The sequence below is a fragment of the Paenibacillus agaridevorans genome, from assembly GCF_018604145.1.
In the GTDB taxonomy this organism is placed as follows: domain Bacteria; phylum Bacillota; class Bacilli; order Paenibacillales; family Paenibacillaceae; genus Pristimantibacillus; species Pristimantibacillus agaridevorans.
Genome location: NZ_CP075889.1, coordinates 5,995,105 through 6,016,108, shown reverse-complemented (window position 1 = coordinate 6,016,108; position 21,004 = coordinate 5,995,105). Strand labels below are relative to the sequence as shown.

At 39.3% G+C, this 21,004-nt stretch carries 25 protein-coding genes and 1 pseudogene; 23 read left to right on the top strand and 3 right to left on the bottom strand.

Going from position 1 to position 21,004, the window contains the following annotated elements:
* The first annotated feature begins 15 nt into the window (after positions 1 to 15).
* Both KJW29_RS24045 and KJW29_RS36920 read left to right on the top strand, forming a co-directional pair.
* Entirely contained in the window at positions 16 to 414 is a 399-nt protein-coding gene (locus KJW29_RS24045) for a response regulator (protein ID WP_246608354.1), read from the top strand.
* Positions 399 to 509: a hypothetical protein gene (locus tag KJW29_RS36920; RefSeq protein WP_425517452.1), complete on the top strand. Its 111-nt coding sequence runs from the start codon at positions 399 to 401 to the stop codon at positions 507 to 509. The genes KJW29_RS24045 and KJW29_RS36920 overlap by 16 nt, the downstream gene beginning before the upstream one ends.
* 183 nt (positions 510 to 692) lie before the next feature.
* Here the strand turns inward: KJW29_RS36920 and KJW29_RS36915 are convergent, their stop codons facing one another.
* Positions 693 to 875 (bottom strand): response regulator, encoded by a 183-nt coding sequence (locus tag KJW29_RS36915; protein ID WP_214626543.1) that lies wholly within the window; start codon positions 873 to 875, stop codon positions 693 to 695.
* 801 nt (positions 876 to 1,676) lie between these two features.
* Here KJW29_RS36915 and KJW29_RS36910 point away from each other — a divergent pair.
* The 5 genes and pseudogenes from KJW29_RS36910 to KJW29_RS24015 form a co-directional block, all read left to right on the top strand.
* Positions 1,677 to 1,778, top strand: a pseudogene (locus tag KJW29_RS36910) (hypothetical protein); the annotation flags it as partial.
* Between the two features lie 69 nt (positions 1,779 to 1,847).
* Positions 1,848 to 1,976 (top strand): lecithin retinol acyltransferase family protein, encoded by a 129-nt coding sequence (locus KJW29_RS36905; protein ID WP_214631291.1) that lies wholly within the window; start codon positions 1,848 to 1,850, stop codon positions 1,974 to 1,976.
* Between the two features lie 189 nt (positions 1,977 to 2,165).
* Positions 2,166 to 2,765 carry a hypothetical protein gene (locus tag KJW29_RS24025; RefSeq protein ID WP_214626542.1) on the top strand — a complete coding sequence of 200 codons (600 nt, stop codon included), beginning with the start codon at positions 2,166 to 2,168 and terminating at the stop codon, positions 2,763 to 2,765.
* A 380-nt stretch (positions 2,766 to 3,145) separates the two neighbouring features.
* Positions 3,146 to 3,478, top strand: a complete 333-nt coding sequence (locus KJW29_RS24020; protein ID WP_214626541.1) for a hypothetical protein — start codon at positions 3,146 to 3,148, stop codon at positions 3,476 to 3,478.
* A gap of 22 nt (positions 3,479 to 3,500) precedes the next feature.
* On the top strand, positions 3,501 to 4,052 hold the full coding sequence (locus KJW29_RS24015; RefSeq protein ID WP_214626540.1) for a DUF4209 domain-containing protein: 552 nt from the start codon (positions 3,501 to 3,503) through the stop codon (positions 4,050 to 4,052).
* 23 nt (positions 4,053 to 4,075) lie between these two features.
* On the opposite strand, the gene KJW29_RS24010 is transcribed toward KJW29_RS24015, so the two are convergent.
* Positions 4,076 to 4,864, bottom strand: coding sequence for a hypothetical protein (locus KJW29_RS24010; protein ID WP_214626539.1), 789 nt, complete (start codon positions 4,862 to 4,864; stop codon positions 4,076 to 4,078).
* A 729-nt stretch (positions 4,865 to 5,593) separates the two neighbouring features.
* Between KJW29_RS24010 and KJW29_RS24005 the strand changes: the two genes are divergently transcribed.
* The 4 genes from KJW29_RS24005 (at position 5,594) to radC (ending at position 8,963) form a co-directional block, all read left to right on the top strand.
* Complete coding sequence (locus KJW29_RS24005) at positions 5,594 to 6,202, top strand: hypothetical protein (protein WP_214626538.1); 609 nt, start codon at positions 5,594 to 5,596, stop codon at positions 6,200 to 6,202.
* 676 nt (positions 6,203 to 6,878) lie between these two features.
* Positions 6,879 to 7,088, top strand: coding sequence for a helix-turn-helix transcriptional regulator (locus KJW29_RS24000; protein ID WP_246608353.1), 210 nt, complete (start codon positions 6,879 to 6,881; stop codon positions 7,086 to 7,088).
* A gap of 310 nt (positions 7,089 to 7,398) precedes the next feature.
* A complete protein-coding gene (locus tag KJW29_RS23995) occupies positions 7,399 to 7,614 on the top strand; it encodes a hypothetical protein (protein ID WP_214626537.1) in 216 nt (71 codons plus the stop codon).
* Positions 7,615 to 8,354: 740 nt separating this feature from the next.
* The gene (gene radC, locus KJW29_RS23990; RefSeq protein ID WP_246608352.1) at positions 8,355 to 8,963 is read left to right on the top strand and encodes a RadC family protein; all 609 of its coding nucleotides are present in this window, start codon (positions 8,355 to 8,357) and stop codon (positions 8,961 to 8,963) included.
* Positions 8,964 to 9,144: 181 nt separating this feature from the next.
* Here radC and KJW29_RS23985 read toward each other — a convergent pair whose 3' ends face one another.
* On the bottom strand, positions 9,145 to 9,489 hold the full coding sequence (locus tag KJW29_RS23985; RefSeq protein ID WP_214626536.1) for a helix-turn-helix domain-containing protein: 345 nt from the start codon (positions 9,487 to 9,489) through the stop codon (positions 9,145 to 9,147).
* A gap of 329 nt (positions 9,490 to 9,818) precedes the next feature.
* Here KJW29_RS23985 and KJW29_RS23980 point away from each other — a divergent pair, with 329 nt between their 5' ends.
* From KJW29_RS23980 to KJW29_RS23925, 12 genes are all read left to right on the top strand, one after another.
* The gene (locus tag KJW29_RS23980) at positions 9,819 to 10,055 is read left to right on the top strand and encodes a hypothetical protein (RefSeq protein ID WP_214626535.1); all 237 of its coding nucleotides are present in this window, start codon (positions 9,819 to 9,821) and stop codon (positions 10,053 to 10,055) included.
* Between the two features lie 270 nt (positions 10,056 to 10,325).
* Positions 10,326 to 10,487: a hypothetical protein gene (locus KJW29_RS23975; protein WP_214626534.1), complete on the top strand. Its 162-nt coding sequence runs from the start codon at positions 10,326 to 10,328 to the stop codon at positions 10,485 to 10,487.
* Between the two features lie 142 nt (positions 10,488 to 10,629).
* Entirely contained in the window at positions 10,630 to 12,939 is a 2,310-nt protein-coding gene (locus tag KJW29_RS23970) for a hypothetical protein (protein ID WP_214626533.1), read from the top strand.
* A 94-nt stretch (positions 12,940 to 13,033) separates the two neighbouring features.
* Positions 13,034 to 14,359 (top strand): hypothetical protein, encoded by a 1,326-nt coding sequence (locus KJW29_RS23965; protein WP_214626532.1) that lies wholly within the window; start codon positions 13,034 to 13,036, stop codon positions 14,357 to 14,359.
* 232 nt (positions 14,360 to 14,591) lie between these two features.
* Positions 14,592 to 15,248, top strand: coding sequence for a hypothetical protein (locus KJW29_RS23960; RefSeq protein WP_214626531.1), 657 nt, complete (start codon positions 14,592 to 14,594; stop codon positions 15,246 to 15,248).
* Positions 15,249 to 15,256: 8 nt separating this feature from the next.
* A complete protein-coding gene (locus KJW29_RS23955; protein ID WP_214626530.1) occupies positions 15,257 to 16,861 on the top strand; it encodes a DNA primase family protein in 1,605 nt (534 codons plus the stop codon).
* A 161-nt stretch (positions 16,862 to 17,022) separates the two neighbouring features.
* Positions 17,023 to 17,178, top strand: a complete 156-nt coding sequence (locus KJW29_RS36900; RefSeq protein ID WP_425517574.1) for a helix-turn-helix domain-containing protein — start codon at positions 17,023 to 17,025, stop codon at positions 17,176 to 17,178.
* Positions 17,179 to 17,771: 593 nt separating this feature from the next.
* Complete coding sequence (locus KJW29_RS23945; protein WP_214626528.1) at positions 17,772 to 18,896, top strand: site-specific integrase; 1,125 nt, start codon at positions 17,772 to 17,774, stop codon at positions 18,894 to 18,896.
* A gap of 598 nt (positions 18,897 to 19,494) precedes the next feature.
* A complete protein-coding gene (locus tag KJW29_RS23940; RefSeq protein WP_214626527.1) occupies positions 19,495 to 20,043 on the top strand; it encodes an AAA family ATPase in 549 nt (182 codons plus the stop codon).
* Positions 20,024 to 20,320 carry a hypothetical protein gene (locus KJW29_RS23935; RefSeq protein ID WP_214626526.1) on the top strand — a complete coding sequence of 99 codons (297 nt, stop codon included), beginning with the start codon at positions 20,024 to 20,026 and terminating at the stop codon, positions 20,318 to 20,320. Before KJW29_RS23940 ends, KJW29_RS23935 begins: the two co-directional genes overlap by 20 nt.
* A gap of 45 nt (positions 20,321 to 20,365) precedes the next feature.
* On the top strand, positions 20,366 to 20,659 hold the full coding sequence (locus KJW29_RS23930) for a hypothetical protein (RefSeq protein ID WP_214626525.1): 294 nt from the start codon (positions 20,366 to 20,368) through the stop codon (positions 20,657 to 20,659).
* Positions 20,656 to 20,973, top strand: coding sequence for a hypothetical protein (locus tag KJW29_RS23925; RefSeq protein ID WP_214626524.1), 318 nt, complete (start codon positions 20,656 to 20,658; stop codon positions 20,971 to 20,973). The genes KJW29_RS23930 and KJW29_RS23925 overlap by 4 nt, the downstream gene beginning before the upstream one ends.
* Positions 20,974 to 21,004 lie beyond the last annotated feature (31 nt).

Genomic DNA, 21,004 nt, shown 5'->3' with positions numbered 1-21,004 from the left:
GGGCTGGAGGACGATATGGAGGTGCTGGGCATTGCAATGAACGGGAGCGAGGCCTACGAGATGACGGCAAGACTTGCTCCTGACATCGTGCTAATGGATGTCCAGATGCCGGGTATCGATGGCATTACGTCACTCAAGCGTATCAAGTCTGATTATCCAGAGACGAAAGTGCATGTTCTAACGACTTACCTGAAAGAGAAATCTATTGTAGGCGCTATAGGGTATTTGCTAAAGGATATGGACACGAACAGAATGATCGAAGCCATTCGCGATGCCTATGAAGGTCGACACATCCTGACGTCGGAGGTGGCCGCGAAGCTGGCCATTCGAATCGCGGAGTTGTCGAAGGAGAGCGGCGGTGCAGCGCAGCAGTTGTCGGCGATACAGAGCGGGAACAGATGGTGGCCGCACTGATCATTAAGGGCTGCAGCAACCGTGAAATTGCGGCGCAGCTATACATTGCGGAGGCACGGTCTGGAATTATATCAGCATGCTGTATTCCAAGCTGAAGGTATCCGACCGCGTGCAGGCGATTGTGCTGCTTCAGTCGTTGCTGCGTGCATAAGGAAGCGAATAGATCAGTGGAAAGATATGTAATGTTTAAGTACGGTAGCTACCTTGTATAGTACGCTGATGTATTTTCTATAGAACATTCTTTTGAGTTTTAGACAGCCGAAAAAGCCAATTGCTTCTTAAAAGATAAGGGAATCGATGACTTGTCTAATTCTAAGCATATTAACGGGTTTTTCAACAAAATCTACCATACCTAAGGTCAAGCATTGATTCTTATCATACGTATTCCCTGTGACGGCTATGATGCGGGGAGAGGGTACCGTATTGGAAAGAATCCATTTAGCAGCCGTTATTCCGTCCATCTGAGGCATTTGGAAATAAGTTGATAGGATAGGATTTTAACAGCCTCGATAGCTACCAAGCCATTTGTCGCGAATTTCAGCAGTGTAGCCCAGTTTTTGGAGGATATGAAACAGTACAACGCGGTTGGTTTCGTAATCGTCTACAATCAATATATTCATTGTTTATATTATCCTTTTTCGAGGGCTGAAAGGAAGAAAGAAAATCCCTTCGCAATGTTCTATCCATTAAAATAATTAACCTGTAAACAAAGGGATGAAACACCAATAAACAATTTTTGGGAAGTACTACAAATCTCCGGGCTAGAGCCGTGCCTCTTATGGATGTTCTATCTGCTCCTATTCACACCTTATGAAATATTTTATACTAGGGATGGAAGGAGTGGTTACATTCCCTTTCATAGGGATGATTTATTTGTATTCGTGAGGCATTGGTTCACATGGTTTCGCTTAAATTGAAATAGATTCCTCTTATTCTGCATATCGCTAAAAACCTAGCAGATTATTTATTATTGACCAGATGACTTTATTCAACCCAGTAAATAAAGTCACACTTGAGTCACATTAATCAAGGTACAGTTTGTTGTTTGTATAATTCCTCTCTGTCAGTGAATTATGGGAAATTAGGATAATGAATTGGTTTTCAGAAGAAATACTTGAGAATAACAAGGATCGAGCAGTCCAGACCAAAAATAACGGGAGAAGATCTATCCCATTACCCCCAACTATAGAACCGACAACTTTTCCGCGGTTTAAGTTACCTAGTAGTTAACTTGATAGGTCACCGTCAAGTTATGCCGCGGGGATCACATTTACGTCAGGCAAATTGGACATTATCATCACGTTCTCTACATAGGCGATGACCAGGTCATTCATAATTTCAATAGCTCAAGTAGGCGAGATTAGGTAGAGGCAATGGACAACATATTTTACTTGTCTGGAATTAAAGTAATGGACAGTGAAATTGTATAAGATATTGAACAGGTAATCTCAAGAGCCGAGTCGCTGATCGGAGAAAGTGATTATACCTTAGTTCAGGATAACTGCGAACATTTCGTAAAATGGTGTAGAAGCGGTGGTAAGTATACAGATTCTTTAAACTGAGTCTGTTTTTGATTTGTTCTGTATCTGGAAATGCGTTTAGACGTATCACAGGATGTCGTCTTCTACTTTATGAGTTATGAATATTGAATAGGTTGGATCACGTCCATACTTTGACAATATGAGGACTCACGTATGTCATTTTAGTAGAGGTTTAACGTTGCAAAATGGACTTGGAAGGGGAGCATATCAATGAAGCTGAAAATTAATGTAACAAGGTCTGGACTAGTTTATGTCACAGATAAGGGGAAGAATACAGAAATTCGTGACTCGTATAAATTTTGCGAGGGGTATCTCAGAGTTGAAAGGGTTAACTCAGGAGAAAATGTGTTAGTAATCATTAGCAGATTTTTTGATGGTCGAGAGATTTACAAGTATGAAATCTATAAGCCTGGTAAGTATATGGTTTTACATAATCAAATCACGAAACATATAGATATTCCTCCAGATGTTAGAAATCTATATAACCAACTTAAGGTAGTTCAGGGACGGCCTAAGTTTAAGCTAGATCAGTCTCGAGAAATTGAAGATGCCTTCATAATCGATTTAAAGATCTGGAATGATAGAGGACTAATTGAAAAGAAATATTACATCTTAGTCAACCCTCAGAAACTCGTACAACAAGATGTAGGGCGAATTGTTGATCTCATGAATCGTGTCGAAATAGTAGAACTACATACTATTCTCGCATACTTTGGTAGCAAAGATCCTTCTATTAGCTTGAAAGTCGACGAGAAGTTATTCAGCAAAATAACAGATGTTGAAAAACAAATTAAAGTGGAAGAAAGTTAAGGTAGAACTGACAAGCCGTTACGCAAAAAGAAAGTAGGAAGAGTATCCCGAATTCTGAGTGAAGTCCGTATTTATTGTGTAAAATGGCTTCGCCCGATGTTGTAGACTCCGACTCCGTATCACTAATGGTAAGGCCGAGTTCTAAGAGAGAACTCTCAAAATGGCTTTTATAAATGGGTTCCAGTCGTGAAGCAGAAAGCGAGGCTCCAGGAAAACGTAAAAACGTTGTTTGTCACCATTAAAGCGGCAGAATTTTTATGAGATGGAAATAGGTAAGTCATTTGAACAAGAAACAGTTTTTCAACAAGGGAGAGCTGACACAAGTAACCTTGTAAAAGCAAACTTCCTAGAGCTTGCGTTGAAGCATTATGCTGATATTGGTGAAACCGAGAAAAATAGAAAAAATTAAAAAGCAAGTATATGATGCGTATGTCGATGCCCAACCTGAATTCAAATTAGTTTCAGTACCCTTAAAGCTCGATGAACGACAACAAAAAGAAATTGAGGGGCTTTTAGATAAGTATCGGCAATTAACATTAGAAAAGATATTAATGCTAATATCTGTTGACAAGGACTTAATACCGAATATTGATAGAATAAGAAAATTAACAGAAGACCAAGCGTCAACGTTTACTCTCCAATGGCTTATTAGTAAGAGCTGTATCGGATGGAAAAAAGATTTTCCAACCAACATCCGACGAAGAAAATTTTGAAATGAGTCTTAACAGTAACTACATGATTAATGTACAACTTATTCTTGAATTAGCACTGTTATCTGTATTTAATTTGACCACAGAAGAAAAGGGACTTAATGCAGATGTATTTCTGGAGAAGTTAAAATCATGGGAATTAATGAACGAGAACAACTTCACTATTATATCAGTGGGTGTTAGGAGCTTTTTCAACGAAGATTCTATCAGTTCACTTCATGTACTAGTTCCACAATTTGAAGTATGTGTAAGGCATATGTTTGTTAAAGCTGGTGCAGCAACATCTTCTATCAAGAAAGGAATGGCCCAACATGAAGAAACATTTAACGAGTTCTTAAAAAGAGAAGATGTTATTCAATCGTTAGGGGACGCAGTTCATAAGTATATTCAATTTGTTATGGTAGAGCAATCAGGAATGAATTTGCGGAATAACATTGCTCATGGATTAATTAAGGCTGAAGCCTGTAATAAATCAATAAATGTTCTTGTACTTCATCTTTTCTTGGTGCTAACAATTTACGGGTTACCAACCAACTATTTAGAATTACGTGTACAAAAAATGCCTAAGAGCCGTTGATCTGATTGGCTCTTAGGCATTTTTTATACTGCTTGCTTTGATACTCCCATATTGCAGCTTTGTTGAAGCTCACATAAATTGCATTTTGGGTCACTTCCACAGATATTGGCATAATCGACTGCGCAATAAAGCCACATCAAGTTATCCAGATAAGTGAGGTTTACACCGGATTCTTCAGCGATAGTACCCATTATTTTGACTGTCTCAATCTCTGATGGATAGCCGCTGTATAAATTTAATCTTTCATCACCAATGATACGCCTAATATGCAAGTCAGGCTTAATTGCTTTAACACCGACATTTCTTAAATATTCAAGTGCCAATGTGTAGCCCATTTGTTTGAGCTTGTACTTTCTGCCTTGGCCTAATTCCCATGCAATATTATCCGGAGTATCATTTACGACATATTGATCAAGGCTACCATAAACAACTTCAATCTGCTCAAATATGCGAATGTTATAATCAAGACTTTCCATCTGCTTATCAATAGAACGATTACCGCATTTTATGTCTTTTAATTGGGTGGCCAGCGAACTCTTATCAGCTTGCTTAATCTTTTCAATTTGAAAACCGTAGAAGATTTCAGTAATCTTTTCCATGTTCTCAACAATGGGTCCCCAAGGTCTTTGATTACTCAACATCGCCAGAATTAATCCTTTTAGATGCTCCTCTATTGAAAATGATTCCCCTCGATCTCTACGCTCTGACCTGCTTACTTGACCAAGCTCGATGATCGCCTTGCTCAGATCATAGCCAATATTATTTAGAGTAGCTTTCATTTTACTTATAAGCTCTTTTGAACTGATATTCATAAGACGACACCTTCCGACAATAGACATATATCCATATGATACCATGTGGTCGAAGTTCTTGGAACGATAAAAAAACGACACCTCATTGAATCCCAATGAAGAAAGTGGAGAAGATAATGAAGAAATGTCGAACAATGCTAACAATTGAAGATATGGTCGCTTATTATGGGGGTGCTTGGGGTTTTGATGATCAAGTCATAAAAGTGGCCAGGCAACGTGTTGAATATTTCGACAGGATTATTGTTGAACAAGTGAGATACGGGGAACCCCTAATAGAATAGTCTTAAGCTACCTCCCCCAAACAATCTAAGCAACACACGTCGGAGAATTGTGGTTTTGCACAGACACGGTTTGCATTTATGAACCCTTGTCCATATAAAACAACAATGGTTTATGTTGGACAGGGGTTCAACTTCGTTCTCCAATGACGTAACGTACAGATTTCAATTTGACAGTACCGTCGATTGCGTCTTAGTGACGCTTTTGTCCCTACTGTCTTTTTACTTTTTTGATGAAAATGGAATACAGAAAGATTCATTCACCCACAAGCTGCAGCAATATTCAGAACTAACAAGAACATAGAATTCAAGTGTCATCCAAAGAACAAAATGAAGGGTATCTTCAAGGACATCTCCAAGATTGACAATAAGATATCTGAATGTTATTGTTTGAATAGAGGTCCTTGAGGGTTATCTTCAAGGATGATTAGATCGAAGGGAGTAATCTACAATGGAGTTGTTTCAATGCAAAACATATCCTCTAAATGTAGAGGATAAATTTAATGAATTTTTGACCGGAGAATTTGTTGCAATTGGTTATCCTGGTTTAGGTGATTTAAGCGGTCTAAACAAAAAGGAAATTCGCGAACGTTTAGAGCGTGTTTATCATGAAGATCCCGCACGAACCCGTTATCATCTTGGGATGGTTAATGCTTTTTGTAACACCATGTCGCCAGGGGATTTCGTTCTTATTGAGGATCGAAACAACGGTAACGTTCATGTTGGTGTGTTAGGGGTCTATAGTTTCAAGGGGGATTTGGATGACGTGGGATTATCCCATCAGCGTTCTGTCGATTGGAAAGCAGTCATTCCTCGAAGTGAATTGATACCTGAATTGAAGGAGTTCATCCGAAATCGTCCAAGTATAACACAGTTCAAACATCCGATTGAGGTCGCAAAACTTGAAAGATACCTCAATCAACAATCAGTCACTTTAGGCATTGAAACCAATGAGTTACTGAGCAAGGCTCTTTCGATACTTGCTGAAGAAATGGATTCAAAGGATATTGAGAGGAAAACACGCGCTGCAATTGCATTGTTACAATATTTCAAGAGCTAAGGGGTGTGTCTAATGATTTTTAGAGTTGAGTCGGGTAAGGAAATAAACTATGTTCCACATCGTACCGAGTAAGCAAAATGATTGAAGAAGCTGCAAAAATTCGATAATACTGCTTATGATCAGGTGCGAAATGCGTTGAATGACATAGCCGATTCAAACGAAGTTATAACATCGAGTTGGATCCCTAGACACGACTGGCATGGAACGGTTTATTAACCCCTGTATTATGCACTCGGATATGACGATATATCTGCAGCAAAATTTTATGGCCTTATCTTGTTTAAAGTAATGCTCCAACGTCCTGAAACCTGGGGATTTGGTCGTCACGCTAAGGATGGCCGTACTATCAAGGGAATGACGTATTTCAGATTGCCAAATTGGCAGGCATCCTAAGCTACCTCCCCAAGCAACCTCAACATTACACTGTAGCGAATTGTGGTTTTGAATCCTTGTCCATGTAAGACCACAGCATTTATTGCTGGACAGAGGTTCAATTCGATTCCATTTAATTTTTCACTTTTTTGAGAGTACCGTTAGTTGAGTCAAGGCAACGCTGTTGATGGTACTTTGCTTTAATACGTTTGCAAGTATTCTTTGCATATAAAACTTTGCAAAGAATACTTGCAGTAAATTGGACAAGTATGGTAAGATAAATTCAAGCAAGGGGTGGTAAGATTTGGAACCTAAATTTTTGTCAAATCTAGCTGAAGCTAGGGAAAAAGCAGGGTTTTCTCAGGAGGAACTGGCGCGTCGCGCTAACGTGAGTAGAGAAACTATAAGAAACATTGAAAACGGAAAGTCCGTTCCAAATGTTCTGCTTGCCCTTCTGATAGCTGGTATTGTAGGGTGGCTAGTAACAGATTTATTTAGAAATAAGGAGGGGTAATACACTTGGAAAAAGTAATTAAAGCAGCAGGGTTGATTCTTGGTATTTTGGTTGCTGTACAGACCGTCACTTCGAACGTAAAGAAATTAAGAAAATTGTAAAATGGAGAATAACCTGATTTTGAAACAAGGGGAGAAACAATGACTAGAAAGACACGAAGTGATTGCACGGTAGGGACTTTTGAGAAAAAGCATGGTTTACCTTCGGGGACGATTAGAAATAATAACGGTAGAGATACTCGGAGTGATAAGCTAATCGGTACAATTCGAAAAGAAGCGGAGAAAAAACGGGGATAAGGGGGCAAATAAAGATGAATAAACTAATTGCTGGTGCGGGAGTAGCAGGTGCCACTACAATTGTAGAAGCTGCCGCCAGCACTGGGCCTATAGGTGTTCTTATTGTTGCAAATCCTGTTGGGGTTGTTTTTCTTGGCACTCTGGCAATAGCGGCTGTTGGTGGCATTGCGCTTTACGCCATAAAAAAAGGGAAGAAGATCGATCTCGGAAAGCATGGTTCAATTGGTTAGATCAAGCAACCACCCCAAACATCCGAATCATCACACTCCGGCGAATTGTGGTTTTGCACAGCCACGGCTCGCCTCCACCATGAAAGGGGTTGTCCAGAAAGTCAGTGAAAACTGACTTCTGGTCCGCCCCTGTTTTTCGTTGTATGTAAAAAACGCAAAAAAATCGTCTTTTCTTGTAAAATGGAAGTTACCACACAACCATACAGGGAAGGACGATTTTTTTGCTGCTATCCATTTATAGCCTCGTGGAGAAGTCCTCTATTTTTTCGCAGTCTGCACATCATCGTCTTATCGGATATTACGACGGGGAAGCCTCCGGCTGTCTGGTACTAACTGTCCGTCAGGTACAATGTGCCCTGATTGTCGGACTTCTAACTGACCCCGAGGCATATTTACATGGGACTGCTCGAGCAGCTTGGCTGTGGCATAATCTTGCCGAGCAACGAAGGGGCCGACCCTGCAGTTTTGATGAAGTGCAATCTCACGTATTAATCTAATATTCAAGTCTATATTATAATATGACTATTTATCCAGGTCTAAGAATTCAGAGGAGATGTTAAAAATCCAGTAGATATTTCGAGGAGACAGCATAGACTCGAAAAACGATCGGGACGTGGGTTTATGTTATCTAAAGTATTAGGATAGGAGGTTAGATAGTTATTGAGTCAACTGTTTCATAAGGGTTGGCTCTTTTTGTTTTTCATAAAGTATCACTTTATTTGAGAAGGAGATAAGGGCCATTGATAAAATCCACTTCTGATGACCTGAAATCATTATTAGCGTATTCGCTACGCGAAAAGCCTGGGAGTTATATCGTCGAAGAAATTCTTCACCGATTTCCGACGTTTGCTGATCTAATTGATGTAACAGAGCAAGAACTTCTATCTATTGAAGGAGTCGGGAAAGCAAGAGCAAGGCAAATTGTAGCCACGCTCAAGCTTTCCCGCTTCATTTCTGCGCCGTTGCCTTCTATAGATACAATTCGGTCCCCCGAGGACGTTTACAGGCTGCTAGAACCGGAATTTCGGCATTTAAAGCAGGAGCAGTTCGTTTGTCTATTTCTCAATACAAAAAACGGAGTAGTTGCAAAAGAAGTTATATCAATCGGTTCGTTAAATGCTTGCATTGTTCATCCAAGAGAAGTTTTTCGCCCAGCCATAAAACGAAGCTGTGCATCGATTATATGTGCACATAATCATCCGAGCGGTAATCCAGATCCCAGCCCAGAGGATATCTCATTAACACAACGATTAATTGAATCAGGAGCGATAATTGGAATTGAGGTACTTGATCATATTGTAGTTGGTAATGGAACATATGTAAGTTTAAAAGAGCGTGGAGTTATATGAAGGGGAATTTCAAGTCATACAGCAAGGCTAAACCAAAAAACTATTTGTATCGGAATAGCAAGAACACTGGTAGCTTCGCATGATCCGAGTATTAATTTATATATTATAGTTGTAGACGCTATGCTAGATAGCGATCATTGATCACACGGAACATACCAGTGTTTCGAGAAGGCTGTAAATCTTATTTTAGATCTCTAAAAGAAATTAACTGCTTAATAATCCGATATAGTGAATCCTGCTCTTCTTGAGACCGGCCATGAAGCTGTATAGCAATTTTCTGTACAATGGTATAGTCAACGGTGTTAGTTAGATCAAAGTCAAAACGGAATAATTCCTCGAATGATATTCCCAAGGAAGATACAATTTTCTCAAGTGTTTCTAATGTAGGGCTTTTCTCGGCACGTTCAACCTGGCCTAAGTAGGTGGGAGTAATACCGGCCCTGAAAGCGAGACTTTCTTGGCTTAGCCCCTGCTGCTGACGAAGGGAGCGAAGTTTATCACCGATGAGAATTGAAATTTTATTCATATGTATCACTCCTACGGTACCCATAAGTATCTATGGAAACCATAGTAGGTATTGAAATACGTATCAACGAACTATTATTTCTAATTACTATAATAACTATAGTTATTGACATTATTCGACTAATGCGGGTATAATCGGCTTGGATGAATTAGGTAAATAGGAGGGGGAAATTTGAACTGTTTCAAATGCAATTCATTAAACGATATCCAAGCAAAATTTTGTAACAATTACGGATCACCACTTACGGCAGATCGAGGACAAATGCAAAACGTAAGAGTAGAGGATTTGGAGTCAAGAAATCAATTGCTAGGTCCAAAGAAACGCGGAGGATGCCTGAAATCCATCATTATCGTAATCGGTGTCATCTTTGGAATTTTATTTTAATTGGTTACTTTGCCAGTGATGAGGAACCGACTACTACTGCTAATGGCAATGACATTCAAACAACCAAGCCAACCGAAGAACCTTTCGATCTAGCACAATTCAAGTTGGAAGCGTCCTCTTATCCCTATAAAGATCTTGCTCGTAATCCGAAAGAGTACATGGATAAGAAGGTCGGCTATTGAGGCCAAGTCATTCAAGTCATCGAATCAGGTAATAATGTTGCCTATCGGATTGATATTACAAAAACAGAGTATGGCTACGAGGATACGATTTACGTTACCTATAAGAGAAGTAAAGATGAACTCCGCATTCTTGAAGATGATATAGTTAGCGTTTGGGGCTTGTCAAAAGGATTGGAAACTTATCAATCTACAATGGGTGGACAAATAACCATTCCTAAAATTAGCGCACTAGCATTTGAACTTCATTAATAAAAGTTGGAGGAATGAACGATGAAGGTTATTGGTATTCTGTTATTAGTTCTGGGTATAATCGGTCTCTTTTTAGGAGGGATGATGTTTGGTGACATTGGTATTGCTGCTATTATTGGGGCGTTAACAGCACTGTTGTCAGGGGTTGGTTTTTTGATTTCGGGAAAGAAGAGCAAGGCATAGAATTATAATAGAAAGGTCCAGCTGGAATGATAATGAGGCAGCCATCGCTTCTATTCTTTCTATTGCTGGACTTTTCTTTTTAGAGATAAAGCAATTTCCAGAGTGGTCATCTAATCAATACTATTGGAAAGGAGTTCTGTACATGCAGACTCAATTTAATGAATCCGATTTTAATTCGCTCATTCCGACATCAAATGTAACAAAACAATTGCTGAAAAATATGCGTTTTCACTTCTTTATGTATATTCTGTTGGGAATTGTTGTGGCTCTTCTACCTGCACTCTATCTATCTGAATCATGGGCCAATACTTTAAGAGAGAGCTTAAGCCTTGAACAATCTCAGAATCAAGGTTTTCGTGTTTTGGGTTGGATTATGTTTTACTTGTTTTTTGTTTTAGCTGGGATAGGGATCGTTATCCTGGTATACAATTTAACTACTGGCATAAAAATGAGATCTGGAAAGCTAGTATTTCCTGACTCGCTTACTGAAGCACAACTTTATGAGTATTTATCACGGTCACATATTCATTCAGATATTGAGGTTAAAAAAGAGAGGTTAATTGGAATTGAATACATCAGACTCATATTTATGAAAGCTACTATTCACACCTTATTCATTGATGAAGGAAACCGTAGTTACACAATTGGATCGAGGATGATCGCAAGAAAGTTGTTGTTTACAAGATATGGAATTGGTTCAGTCAAACAGTACGTTTATACGCTGATTATGAATCATCTGATTAAAAAATTAGTACTGTCTGCTGGGCGTGCCGCGAGTCAATTCAAACAAGAAGATACATTCGTTGATTTTACTGGCGTTACTGAGGCCCCTACTGATCCGATTGCGAAGGTTAATCCTGTCACGTTTCAAAAAAATGTTATACCAATCTATAAACGTTTTTGGTTCTGGATCCTGTTTGGAGTAATTGCTCTTGCAGCAGTAATTATTTTGGTAGGAGGGAGAACGCAAGTCTATGAGTTGACTGAATTACGCACAATGAACAAAGAACAAATTAAAGAAAAATTCGGCTCACCGGATGAAATAACGTTTGATGAGAACGACAACTTTTGGTATGGCTTTGATAACGGTTTTATGGTTCGTGGAACTGAGCGGGGAGCAGAAGAAGTAACCTTAATCAAAGATTTTGTTGATAAGCAGTCATACGGGAAGTACAAAATTGCCGACATCTATCTTAACTCATCATTTGATGAAAATGTCTCCCGATTAGGAAAGCCAGATATGCTTCTTACAGTCGATGATAAAAAAACGGCATTATACATGGTAGATCATGATTTTTTGCTTAGTTTTGGGAGCGACTATAAGTCGGACGCGATCTTTGGTATCAATTATGCCGCATACAATGAAAGTACAGAAATTACTGGGTTGGATCTCTCGGAATTATTGAATCCGCTTGGAGTGGAAGAGAAAATAACCAAAAACTATGAAGTTAAGGACACACAAACCTCTTCTGATCAAACTACGTACCTGCTAGAGGGCACCCAAATCATTGTTGACAACAATAATTTTACGGTGAAGGAAATAATTTTGTCTTCCAAAAGTGTGTATAATGCTTATGGACTTCGAATTGGCGATGACTTGAATAAAGCTACTGATGCATTAGGCACTCCAATTGAGGGAAGTGATGAAGAAACAAAATATCGCTACGTGGACAATTCGATGGAACTGCTTTCATTGTCTGTCATAGTGGATATAACAGTTGATGGGGGCACCCAAAAGATTAATCGGATTCATCTTCAATCTTTAGAAGCTGAAGAGCAGGAAGTGACATTTGAGGAAGATGATGTTACTGAAGATATTTGGTCTTCTCTGAGCATCGATCAACAAATAGAGTTAAACAGGTACTTTAGTTTCTTCAGTGAGGTTGAATTTGGTACCAATCCCTATCTCAAGGATTCAAGCATAGCCAACTTCAGCACAGATGACTTAATCAGGTTTGCAATTGCTCATAACATCGAAATTTACCCGGATGACTATTCAGCTATGCTGGAGGGCGGTGATTACTTTTTTATGCCTGAGGAAATGATTACTGAAACCGTAAAGACGTTTTTTGACGTAGACATCCGTCATAAAAGCGTTAGTGGCTACCAATATGAGAACAATGCATATTTATGGAGCACTTATCGTTGGGCTAAAGTAGACGCAACAAAATTTTCACAAGTTAATCAAATATATATGAATGCCGATGGAACATATACTGCTGAAATAAGCATCTATGACGATTACACATCTATGAATGATGACATTGATTGGTCCTTTGACTCTGACGATACTATTAAGTTGGAAAGGAAAGAAGCGAGATTCAACCCAATAGACTTAGCCTCCACTCTAAATCCCAATTATTTGCTAATCGGTACTGCAAATGCAACTATCAGGGAAGCAAATGACGGACGTCTGGTGCTGACTCACTACCAGATTGTCAGTATGTACTAAATCTTAATCACCGATACAAACATCGGCCTGACAATTGTTGGGTTGATGTTTTTTTTATATAATTTATTCTAGATATGCAGAAGGAGATGATTAAATGAAGTACGTGCAACCTTTGGTAGATATTCTAGAGTATAGAGAGTTCATTGAAAGGATAGAGCACCCGAACCTACATGGATTGCATATGAATTTTAGGGAGCATCAGGAGTCAAATGAAATTGCTTTAAGAGTTGTAAAGGAATTGGACTCTTTTTTTCCGAAGTCTTTACCTGAGGAGTATGGCGCAAACGATTATGGTTTTGAAATTGATGTTGAATTTAAAAAAGAATTAGCGCAGTATCTTGTTTTTAGCACGGAATTCAGCAATGAATATAAAAAGCCTGATAAATCTAGTACTAAAGATTACATTGAGGAAACAAGAGATATTTTGTATGCGATAGTCAGTGCTGAAAAAGATGAAGATGGAATGAAGCATTATGAACAGTATTACACAAACTATACTAAGAATTTAAAGGGGTCTCTAGGGGTTCATTTGAAGCTTCAGGAAAATGAAGAAGCTACAAATTTCATTATTAAGCACCCAGCCTGGCCCTATATTTCGTTTCAATGTATTCAATACGGCGAAGGGCATTATGTCCTCATGAAGAATAAACTTTCAGAGAAAGACGACAAACATATATTGCAGCATATATCTCTCTATAAAAAATTCATGACCAAACTGACAGATGATCTTTCAGATGTTAACTATTTTTTGTTTGAAAGAGAATATAACAATAATTTGATAAAATCGATTATTAATGCTGATGTTTCTCATTTTAATGAAAAGGATAACGTATTTAAAGTCTTAAGTTTAATTTCATTATTGCCTAATGTAGTTGGCAGAATTCAATTAGTTAATTATCTTTGTAGACTGCCTATAGATAAGAGATTAAGTAACAGGAAGAAGTATAAGATGGATTCACAGGAGGAGAGTTTTGATGTAAAGATATCAATTGAAGAGGAATTTGCATGGTATCGGGTAGCTGTAAGAATGATAATACAGTTAGCTTATTTCACGATTCCTGTGTTTGAAGTTATTCATTCTAGTCTGTTTAATTTGTCACTTCAAAGTAGAAATAGGAATCTGGATAGTCTTTACAAAGTACAGCCAATGATTGAAAACTTTTTTGATGAACCGTTTAATGAAGAGTCATTCTCAAAATATGATCAAGTACGACGATATATTCAAATGAATAGTAAATTGCGCGATTCTAATGATCCATTCGATTTTATTTTAAGTTTGAAAGGGGAGCCGCTGGTAAGTACTGATACAGATTATGAAGCGGTTAAAAGGTCAGGTAAAATAGATTCGTTAAGCAATATAATCAATGAGTTAGTCAGAGTTGAGAAGCTGTTTATTGAAGAATTAGAATTGCGTTATTGAAAGCATTCGATTTAAAGAGACGGGCAGTCTCTAGTTTTGAAATAAAAGACGGCATATGAGTTTTTCTCATATGCCGTCTTTTATATTTGAAAGGAATGAAAGGAAATGATTTCAAGTCAAAAGTAAATACGGTACTGATCTTACTTTATTGCTCTGTTTTTTGTAAATTTTGATTCAAGCCTACTCTTTAGATTGTGGAGAAAGGGAGGCAAAAAATACTGGAGGTACTAAAATGCAAAAAGTAGACGTAAAGGAATCAGACAATCAAATTGTTTTGAGCAGCGAGATTCATGGAGAGCAAAGGGAGTTCTTTAATGAAGAGCAAAGTACCCTTTCAAAAAAAATGATGAAGTTGCTTTCAAAGGCTGAAAAAGGAGATGAAGCAATCTCGATTATTCAGGTTGAATCGGGGAAAATCTCACTCATTTTAAATGGCCAACTGGTAGATATTAAAACAGCAGTAGTGGCGATTGTCACAGACGAATTCAGAATTTGCATGGGGAAATTCAACCAAGCAGATGTATTTTGTAGTAGTAATCCTGAGACGTTTAACAATATTCAGATGATCATTCAAGACAAGAAATATGGTGATCATCGATATTACTGTTCAACGGGTAAACAAATTTATTCGTTAACTGTGGGGGGGGCGCATCGGGGAAATGGCATGCGGATAATCATCTGTGCCGAATATAAAGGCGATCCTGATGCGTTCCAAGTAAGAATATTCGATTCGAGGGCTACCCCAAATCAAGAGGCCGAACTATTTACTATGTCCTCAAAGGAAAGTAATACTTATCGGATATTGGCATATGGCTACTTATTGGAACTTTTCCCCGAATTGGCTGGTCAGTTGGACAAATCTAATGGCACTCAACCCCAAGGAGGCTAAAGGAAATTATGGACGAAACCCGGAAAATACCGGATTATCAGCTGAAAAAGCTAGGTAGCACTGAAGCGAGAAGAATGTTTGCTCGCAAGGCTCAAGAATCTACCTCTCCCTACGACTATACACCATCCTATGATGTTATGAATGTCGTAAAATCAATTCAAAATACGTCTCAGCATGCCCAAAAACAAGAAATGGGTGACCAAAATAAAAATACCAAAGAATTACGACACCCACTGGCATATGAGGTTGTAAAGTCGGTTCTTTCCTATTATGAGGTGATCTGTGTAGAAGGTAGGATTCTGGTCTATGACGATGTTCATGGATACTTTAATGAATATGATGAACTTTCACTGACTGTTCTCATTAGAAAGGGTATTTCAAAAGCTCAAAGCATATATCTTGATCGGGCGAAGATGAGCGATGTATTACATCGTATAAAGAGTGAACCAACCCTTCAAGCTGAGTTGAGTTCGTTGGATAGTAATGCTCAAGTAATTAATTTCCGAAACGGTGTTTTTGATCTTCTAACCGGCAAACTTGAGCATCACAGCCCAGATTGGAAGTTTACGAATTTCATCGATGCGGAATATCTCGGAAATGCTGATGATTACTTCTATGAAAGTCACTTCCAAAAATTCCTTTTTGATTGCACAGATCGAGATCCTGAAAAAATTCAATCGTTACAGGAATTGACTGGTTATATCATAAGCAACGAGTGGAGGGCTAAAAAGTTCTTTGCGTTAATTGGGCTCCCACATACCGGGAAAAGCGTCTGGTTAGAGATATGGAGAAGCTTAATTGGTGCTCAATTTACTACGGCAGTGTCTCTGAATCAACTAGGCAGCAATCGGTTTATGATTGCGGAGTTGTCGCGCTCAAAGCTCAATATAAGCGCCGAGCTAGACGAGAAGGGCATGCTTAAAGGGGTAGACTTAATTAAAATGATTACCGGTGGTGATATGATGACAGGCGAACGAAAGGGACAGGATCCTTTCCATTTCTATCCTAGATCCAAGCTTGTTGTAGCTGGAAATCGTATGCCTCTTCCGGAAGGATCGGATATGACAGATGCCTTCTTAGATCGGATACATTTTTTAACTTTTGATTATCAAGTGCCTGAAGATAAGCGTGATAAGGGGTTAATTCCCAAGCTTCTAATGGAAAAGGACATAATCGCTGCCTGGGCAATTGAAGGCTTACAACGCTTGCATGGCAATAACTACGTTTTCACGGAATGTAGAGATGCTATTGCCTTTCGTAAGGCCTACAAAAATGAAAAAAATTCGGTTCAGGCTTTTATTAATGAAGCATGTATCGTGAATAAAGCTGATATTAACCTGCGGGAGCATCGGCGTACGCTTATAAAGGCATACAAAGAATATTGTAAATCCAATTGTCTTCGAGTGATGAGTGAAAGTGATTTCTTCAACCAATTAAATAATCTTGGCTTGAAGCAAAAAAAATTCAGACTGAATGTTTCGAATCCGCTCAGAGGATTCCTGGGTATTCAACTTAAAGAAGACGAGCATGACGCTATTGTGCAGTCAAGTGCTGAACAATCCTGGGGTGTAACGGTGTATCCACCAACGTCTACAAGGTCTACGGAAGCCTAAAAGCCCCTTAATTAACGGTCATTTGCTTCAAATATTCGTAGCCCTCTAAGGCTACATGAGGGCTACGAGTATCTTCAGAACGTAACGCTGAGATCTTTATTTATACATTATTAGAGGGAGTGATAGTCGTGTCAAAGTCAGAGCTCAAAGAATGGTACACAATGCAGGATCTTTATGAGTTGCTGCCCTTGGGTCGTAATTCTATCTACAAGTTAGTCAACGAAAAGGGATTTCCCAAAATCAGAGTAGGAAGGAGAATCATTATCCCGGCTAAAAAATTCAAGGAATGGACTGAGGCAAGAGTCGAGGTACAGTAAGTGTGAAGGGCATCTCGTTCCTTATTGTACGAGATGCACAAGTAGTAACAAGATAGTGATAACTCACACAATCGAGAATCCTATAAGGTTTCAAGTGACGCTCAATTGTATCGGGAGGACTCTTATGAAAGTATTCGGAATGCCACTAGGCACTTTACACTTCCTAAATGATGATCACGTAAAGCATTGCTCAAAAATGTTTGAGAAGTTCCCTTACTGTAATGCGGAATACGCAGCAGCATCCTATATTGCCGCTGTACCAGAGATCTTTAAATGCTTTTCAATCGAAATACAAGGATGGTCCATTTGATTGGTTTTTCGAAGCACTGCATCATTCTAACAGCCAAAACACGAACGTTACCAGCAAAGTAGAGGCGTTAACGGGGCAGACGGAGGCTCTTGTTCTGCTTGCGATTAATCTTTGGAATAAATACGAGGGACTAAACCTTGCCCAAGCTTCATCTTTATGGGACAAGGATGTTTATCAAGTAGCACTCCAAGCAATACGGATTCGAAAGGAATTCAAATCGTATTGCGCTTAAGGTTGCAAATAAACAATTAAATCAAACTTAATTATGAGGGGAAGAGAGAACATGGCTGGAAGTATACAAAAAATTGGGAAAAGGTTCCGGGTGACAAAAGAGCTCGGAAAGGGTGCGGATGGTAAGAGACAGCGAGAATATATTTTCGCCAGTACTGAGGCCGAGGCAGAGAAGTTGTTAACGGAATTCAATTACAATCAACAAAGGAATATTCATGTGGAGTCGAGTAAAATTACTGTCTCCGAATTCTTTGAACATTGGTTCGACATCTATGTCAAATATAACTGCGAAGAAACAACCGCTTACGGTTACCGCAATATATTAAAGCATGTTAATTCATTTCTAGGTGGAATTGAGTTACAAAAGCTAAATCCAACTCACATTCAGCAATACTATAAGCATCTCCTTGAAGAAAAAAGATTATCTTCGAATACTGTTCGAAAGCATCATGCCAATATTCGCAAAGCACTGGATTATGCTTTGAAACAGCAATATGTATATAGGAATGTGGCAGATGCGGTAGCACTGCCACGAAAAATTGATTATGAGGGAAAGGCTCTTACTAAAGAACAACTTCACGATTTGTTAAATACAGTTAAGGATACAAAGCTTGAACTTCCTGTTTACTTAGCGGCGTATTTGGGACTAAGGCGGTCAGAGATTGCTGGACTCCAGTGGGAGAACATTAATATGGAGCAACGCATACTACACGTTAAAACAGTTCGTACAAGCGCTGGGGATAATGTTGTCATCAAGAAGCCGAAAACTGCAAAGAGTCAGCGGTCTTTGTATATCGACGACGAAATTCTGGAGTTACTGAAAAAAGTAAGGGCGAAGCAAGATGAGTATAAACAACTGCTCGGCAAAGATTATGTTGAAAGTGACTTTGTTTATACAAGGGAAGATGGAAAGCATTATCGAGTGAACACGGTAACTGAACAGTTCACAGTGTTTCTCAAACGCCACGGTTTGCCGCAAATTCGATTACATGACCTGCGACATACGTTTGCAAGTATTCTTCATAACGAAGGGGTTGATTTGAAATCCATTTCGGAAGCGCTTGGTCATTCCGACATCGGAACAACAAACAAAATCTACACCCACATATTTGATAAAACGCACAAGAATACAGTTACTGCTATGAGCAGGGCATTAAAAAAGAGTGATCATAGTTAGATGTAGAGGCGTTTACCTTTAAACGAGTGTAAACGCCCATCTCTCTCCGCCTTCAAATTTAGTAATCCTCACGAGAAAAGAAGAAGCCCCTGACGATAGGTCGAGTATTTGATAGTAAACCCTAACAGACAATAAACTTACATTTGACGGTGAGAATTACGGTCAAAAGAGAAGAGAGCTCAGAGTTCCTCGCCATCTGCGTGTGTTATGAGAAGTGGGGCGTGTAAGGAGACCCCAATCTTGCTGTTTTAACTGTAACCTATTACTTCAGACTAACCAAGGAAGATTACAGTAGGATCTACACGTACGCAACGCACATATCCAGAGGACTAATCTGTTTTATTTCATAATAAAAATCGCTTCAAATTCAAATCCCTACATGGTATATTTTACATAGGAGAAAAGAACTGGTTTGATAAGGCTGTAAAAATTTATAATGAAAAACAATAGGACATCTAAAAGAAACACAATATCGAAAAAGCTATAGGGCGTAATTTATGGTTCTTTAGAATTAGTTGATAATGTGGGTTGTTTTTAGAGCATTCAACTGCGACTGCTTATTTAAGCGGTCCTTTTTATTGCAGAAGGGGATGACGTTATGGGACTTAAAGAAAAGGATAGCTCGACTTTATACAGGCCAATTTCAACTTCAACACCAAGTGTCGAACCTGTCAAAAAAGATGAAAAATCAAATCTTCCGATCTTTGAGGCTGTGCTACCGAAATATAGATTGGAGGATATAGTTCTGTCTGATAGAACAATTCTCTCCATTAAAAATGCAATGGCATTACTTGAAAAAAGTGATTTCGTGTTCAATACGTGGGGGTTAAGCGAGACTCATAAATATTCAAGTAAGGTAGGAATTAACCTCTATGGCCCTCCTGGGAAAAGGAAAACGATGGAAGCTCACGCCTTTGCGAATGCTTTTAGAAAGAGAATGATAATTGTCAATTATGCTGATATCGAATCAAAATATGTTGGGGATACACCAAAGAATATTACAGAAGCTTTCCGAGTGGCTGAAGGGACTGACAGTATTTTGTTTTTTGATGAAGCAGATGCAATGCTAAGTAAGAGAGTTACAAATATGAACAACGCTACAGACACTAGTGTTAATCAGGCGCATCTTGGGCGAGAAAAACTATAAGCGCAAGGTCGACGTGCTGAACTGGTTCAATCGCCAAGGTTACGAGCTGTATGAGGGCGATAAATTCGGCGAAGGCGAAGATTACACAGGACAGGCGTATTATTTCGTCAACAACATCGATGCGTACACCGATTTCATGGCGAGCATCAAGCGCGAGGAGCCGCTGCCGACTGGCAGTTACTCGACCGAAGAAGAGTCGGAGATATTCGAACAATTCCTCGACGAACGCACCAGAATCGAGATTGGCAACGACGGCAACATTCATATCGTTTATTAAATCCGACTGGCCAAGGTCGGAATTATCCACTAGGGGGTGTTTCGTATGAGACTCATTCAGCTCGATGAAATGGAAAAGGAAGCTACGTTGTTCAAGCAGATATTCGAGGAGTTCGCCGAGGAAGCTGAGCGCATGGAAGACGTTTATGGTCGTAGGCTCAGCGTCCAGGAATACAACAGAGCGATAGAAACTGCGATCCATTCTGCCGGCAAGCTCGATAAGCAGCGTAAAATCGTCATCGAAGGCATATTCGATACGTATATTGGAGCGCTTTTCAATAGTGGCCACGATGCTGCCAAACTATTCGCAGACAAGATCATCAGCAAGACAAGCGCATGATTAAGGTTCTGATCGAAGAGGCTGACGGTGAGCGTCATTTATTCGAGTTCGAGGGTGTTATGGGGGCTTTCGAGTCGGGCGCAGCTACACAGGAGTACCGAGGAATCGAGGTTATTTGCTTCGGCAATCTGACGGACTCACAGTCTCTCAGTATGATCGAAGCGCAGATGACCGCTATGTTCGGTAAGCTCGTTGCTCAAGGCATTCGTGTCGAAAAGGTTACAGAGCTGATGGCGATGCTTGCGGGGAAAGCTATTGAGTCGGCATTGACGCAGACAGAACGCCATCGACGTGTAAAGGGGGATCAATCATGAGGTTGCTTTATTGGGGGTATGAGATCCCTGA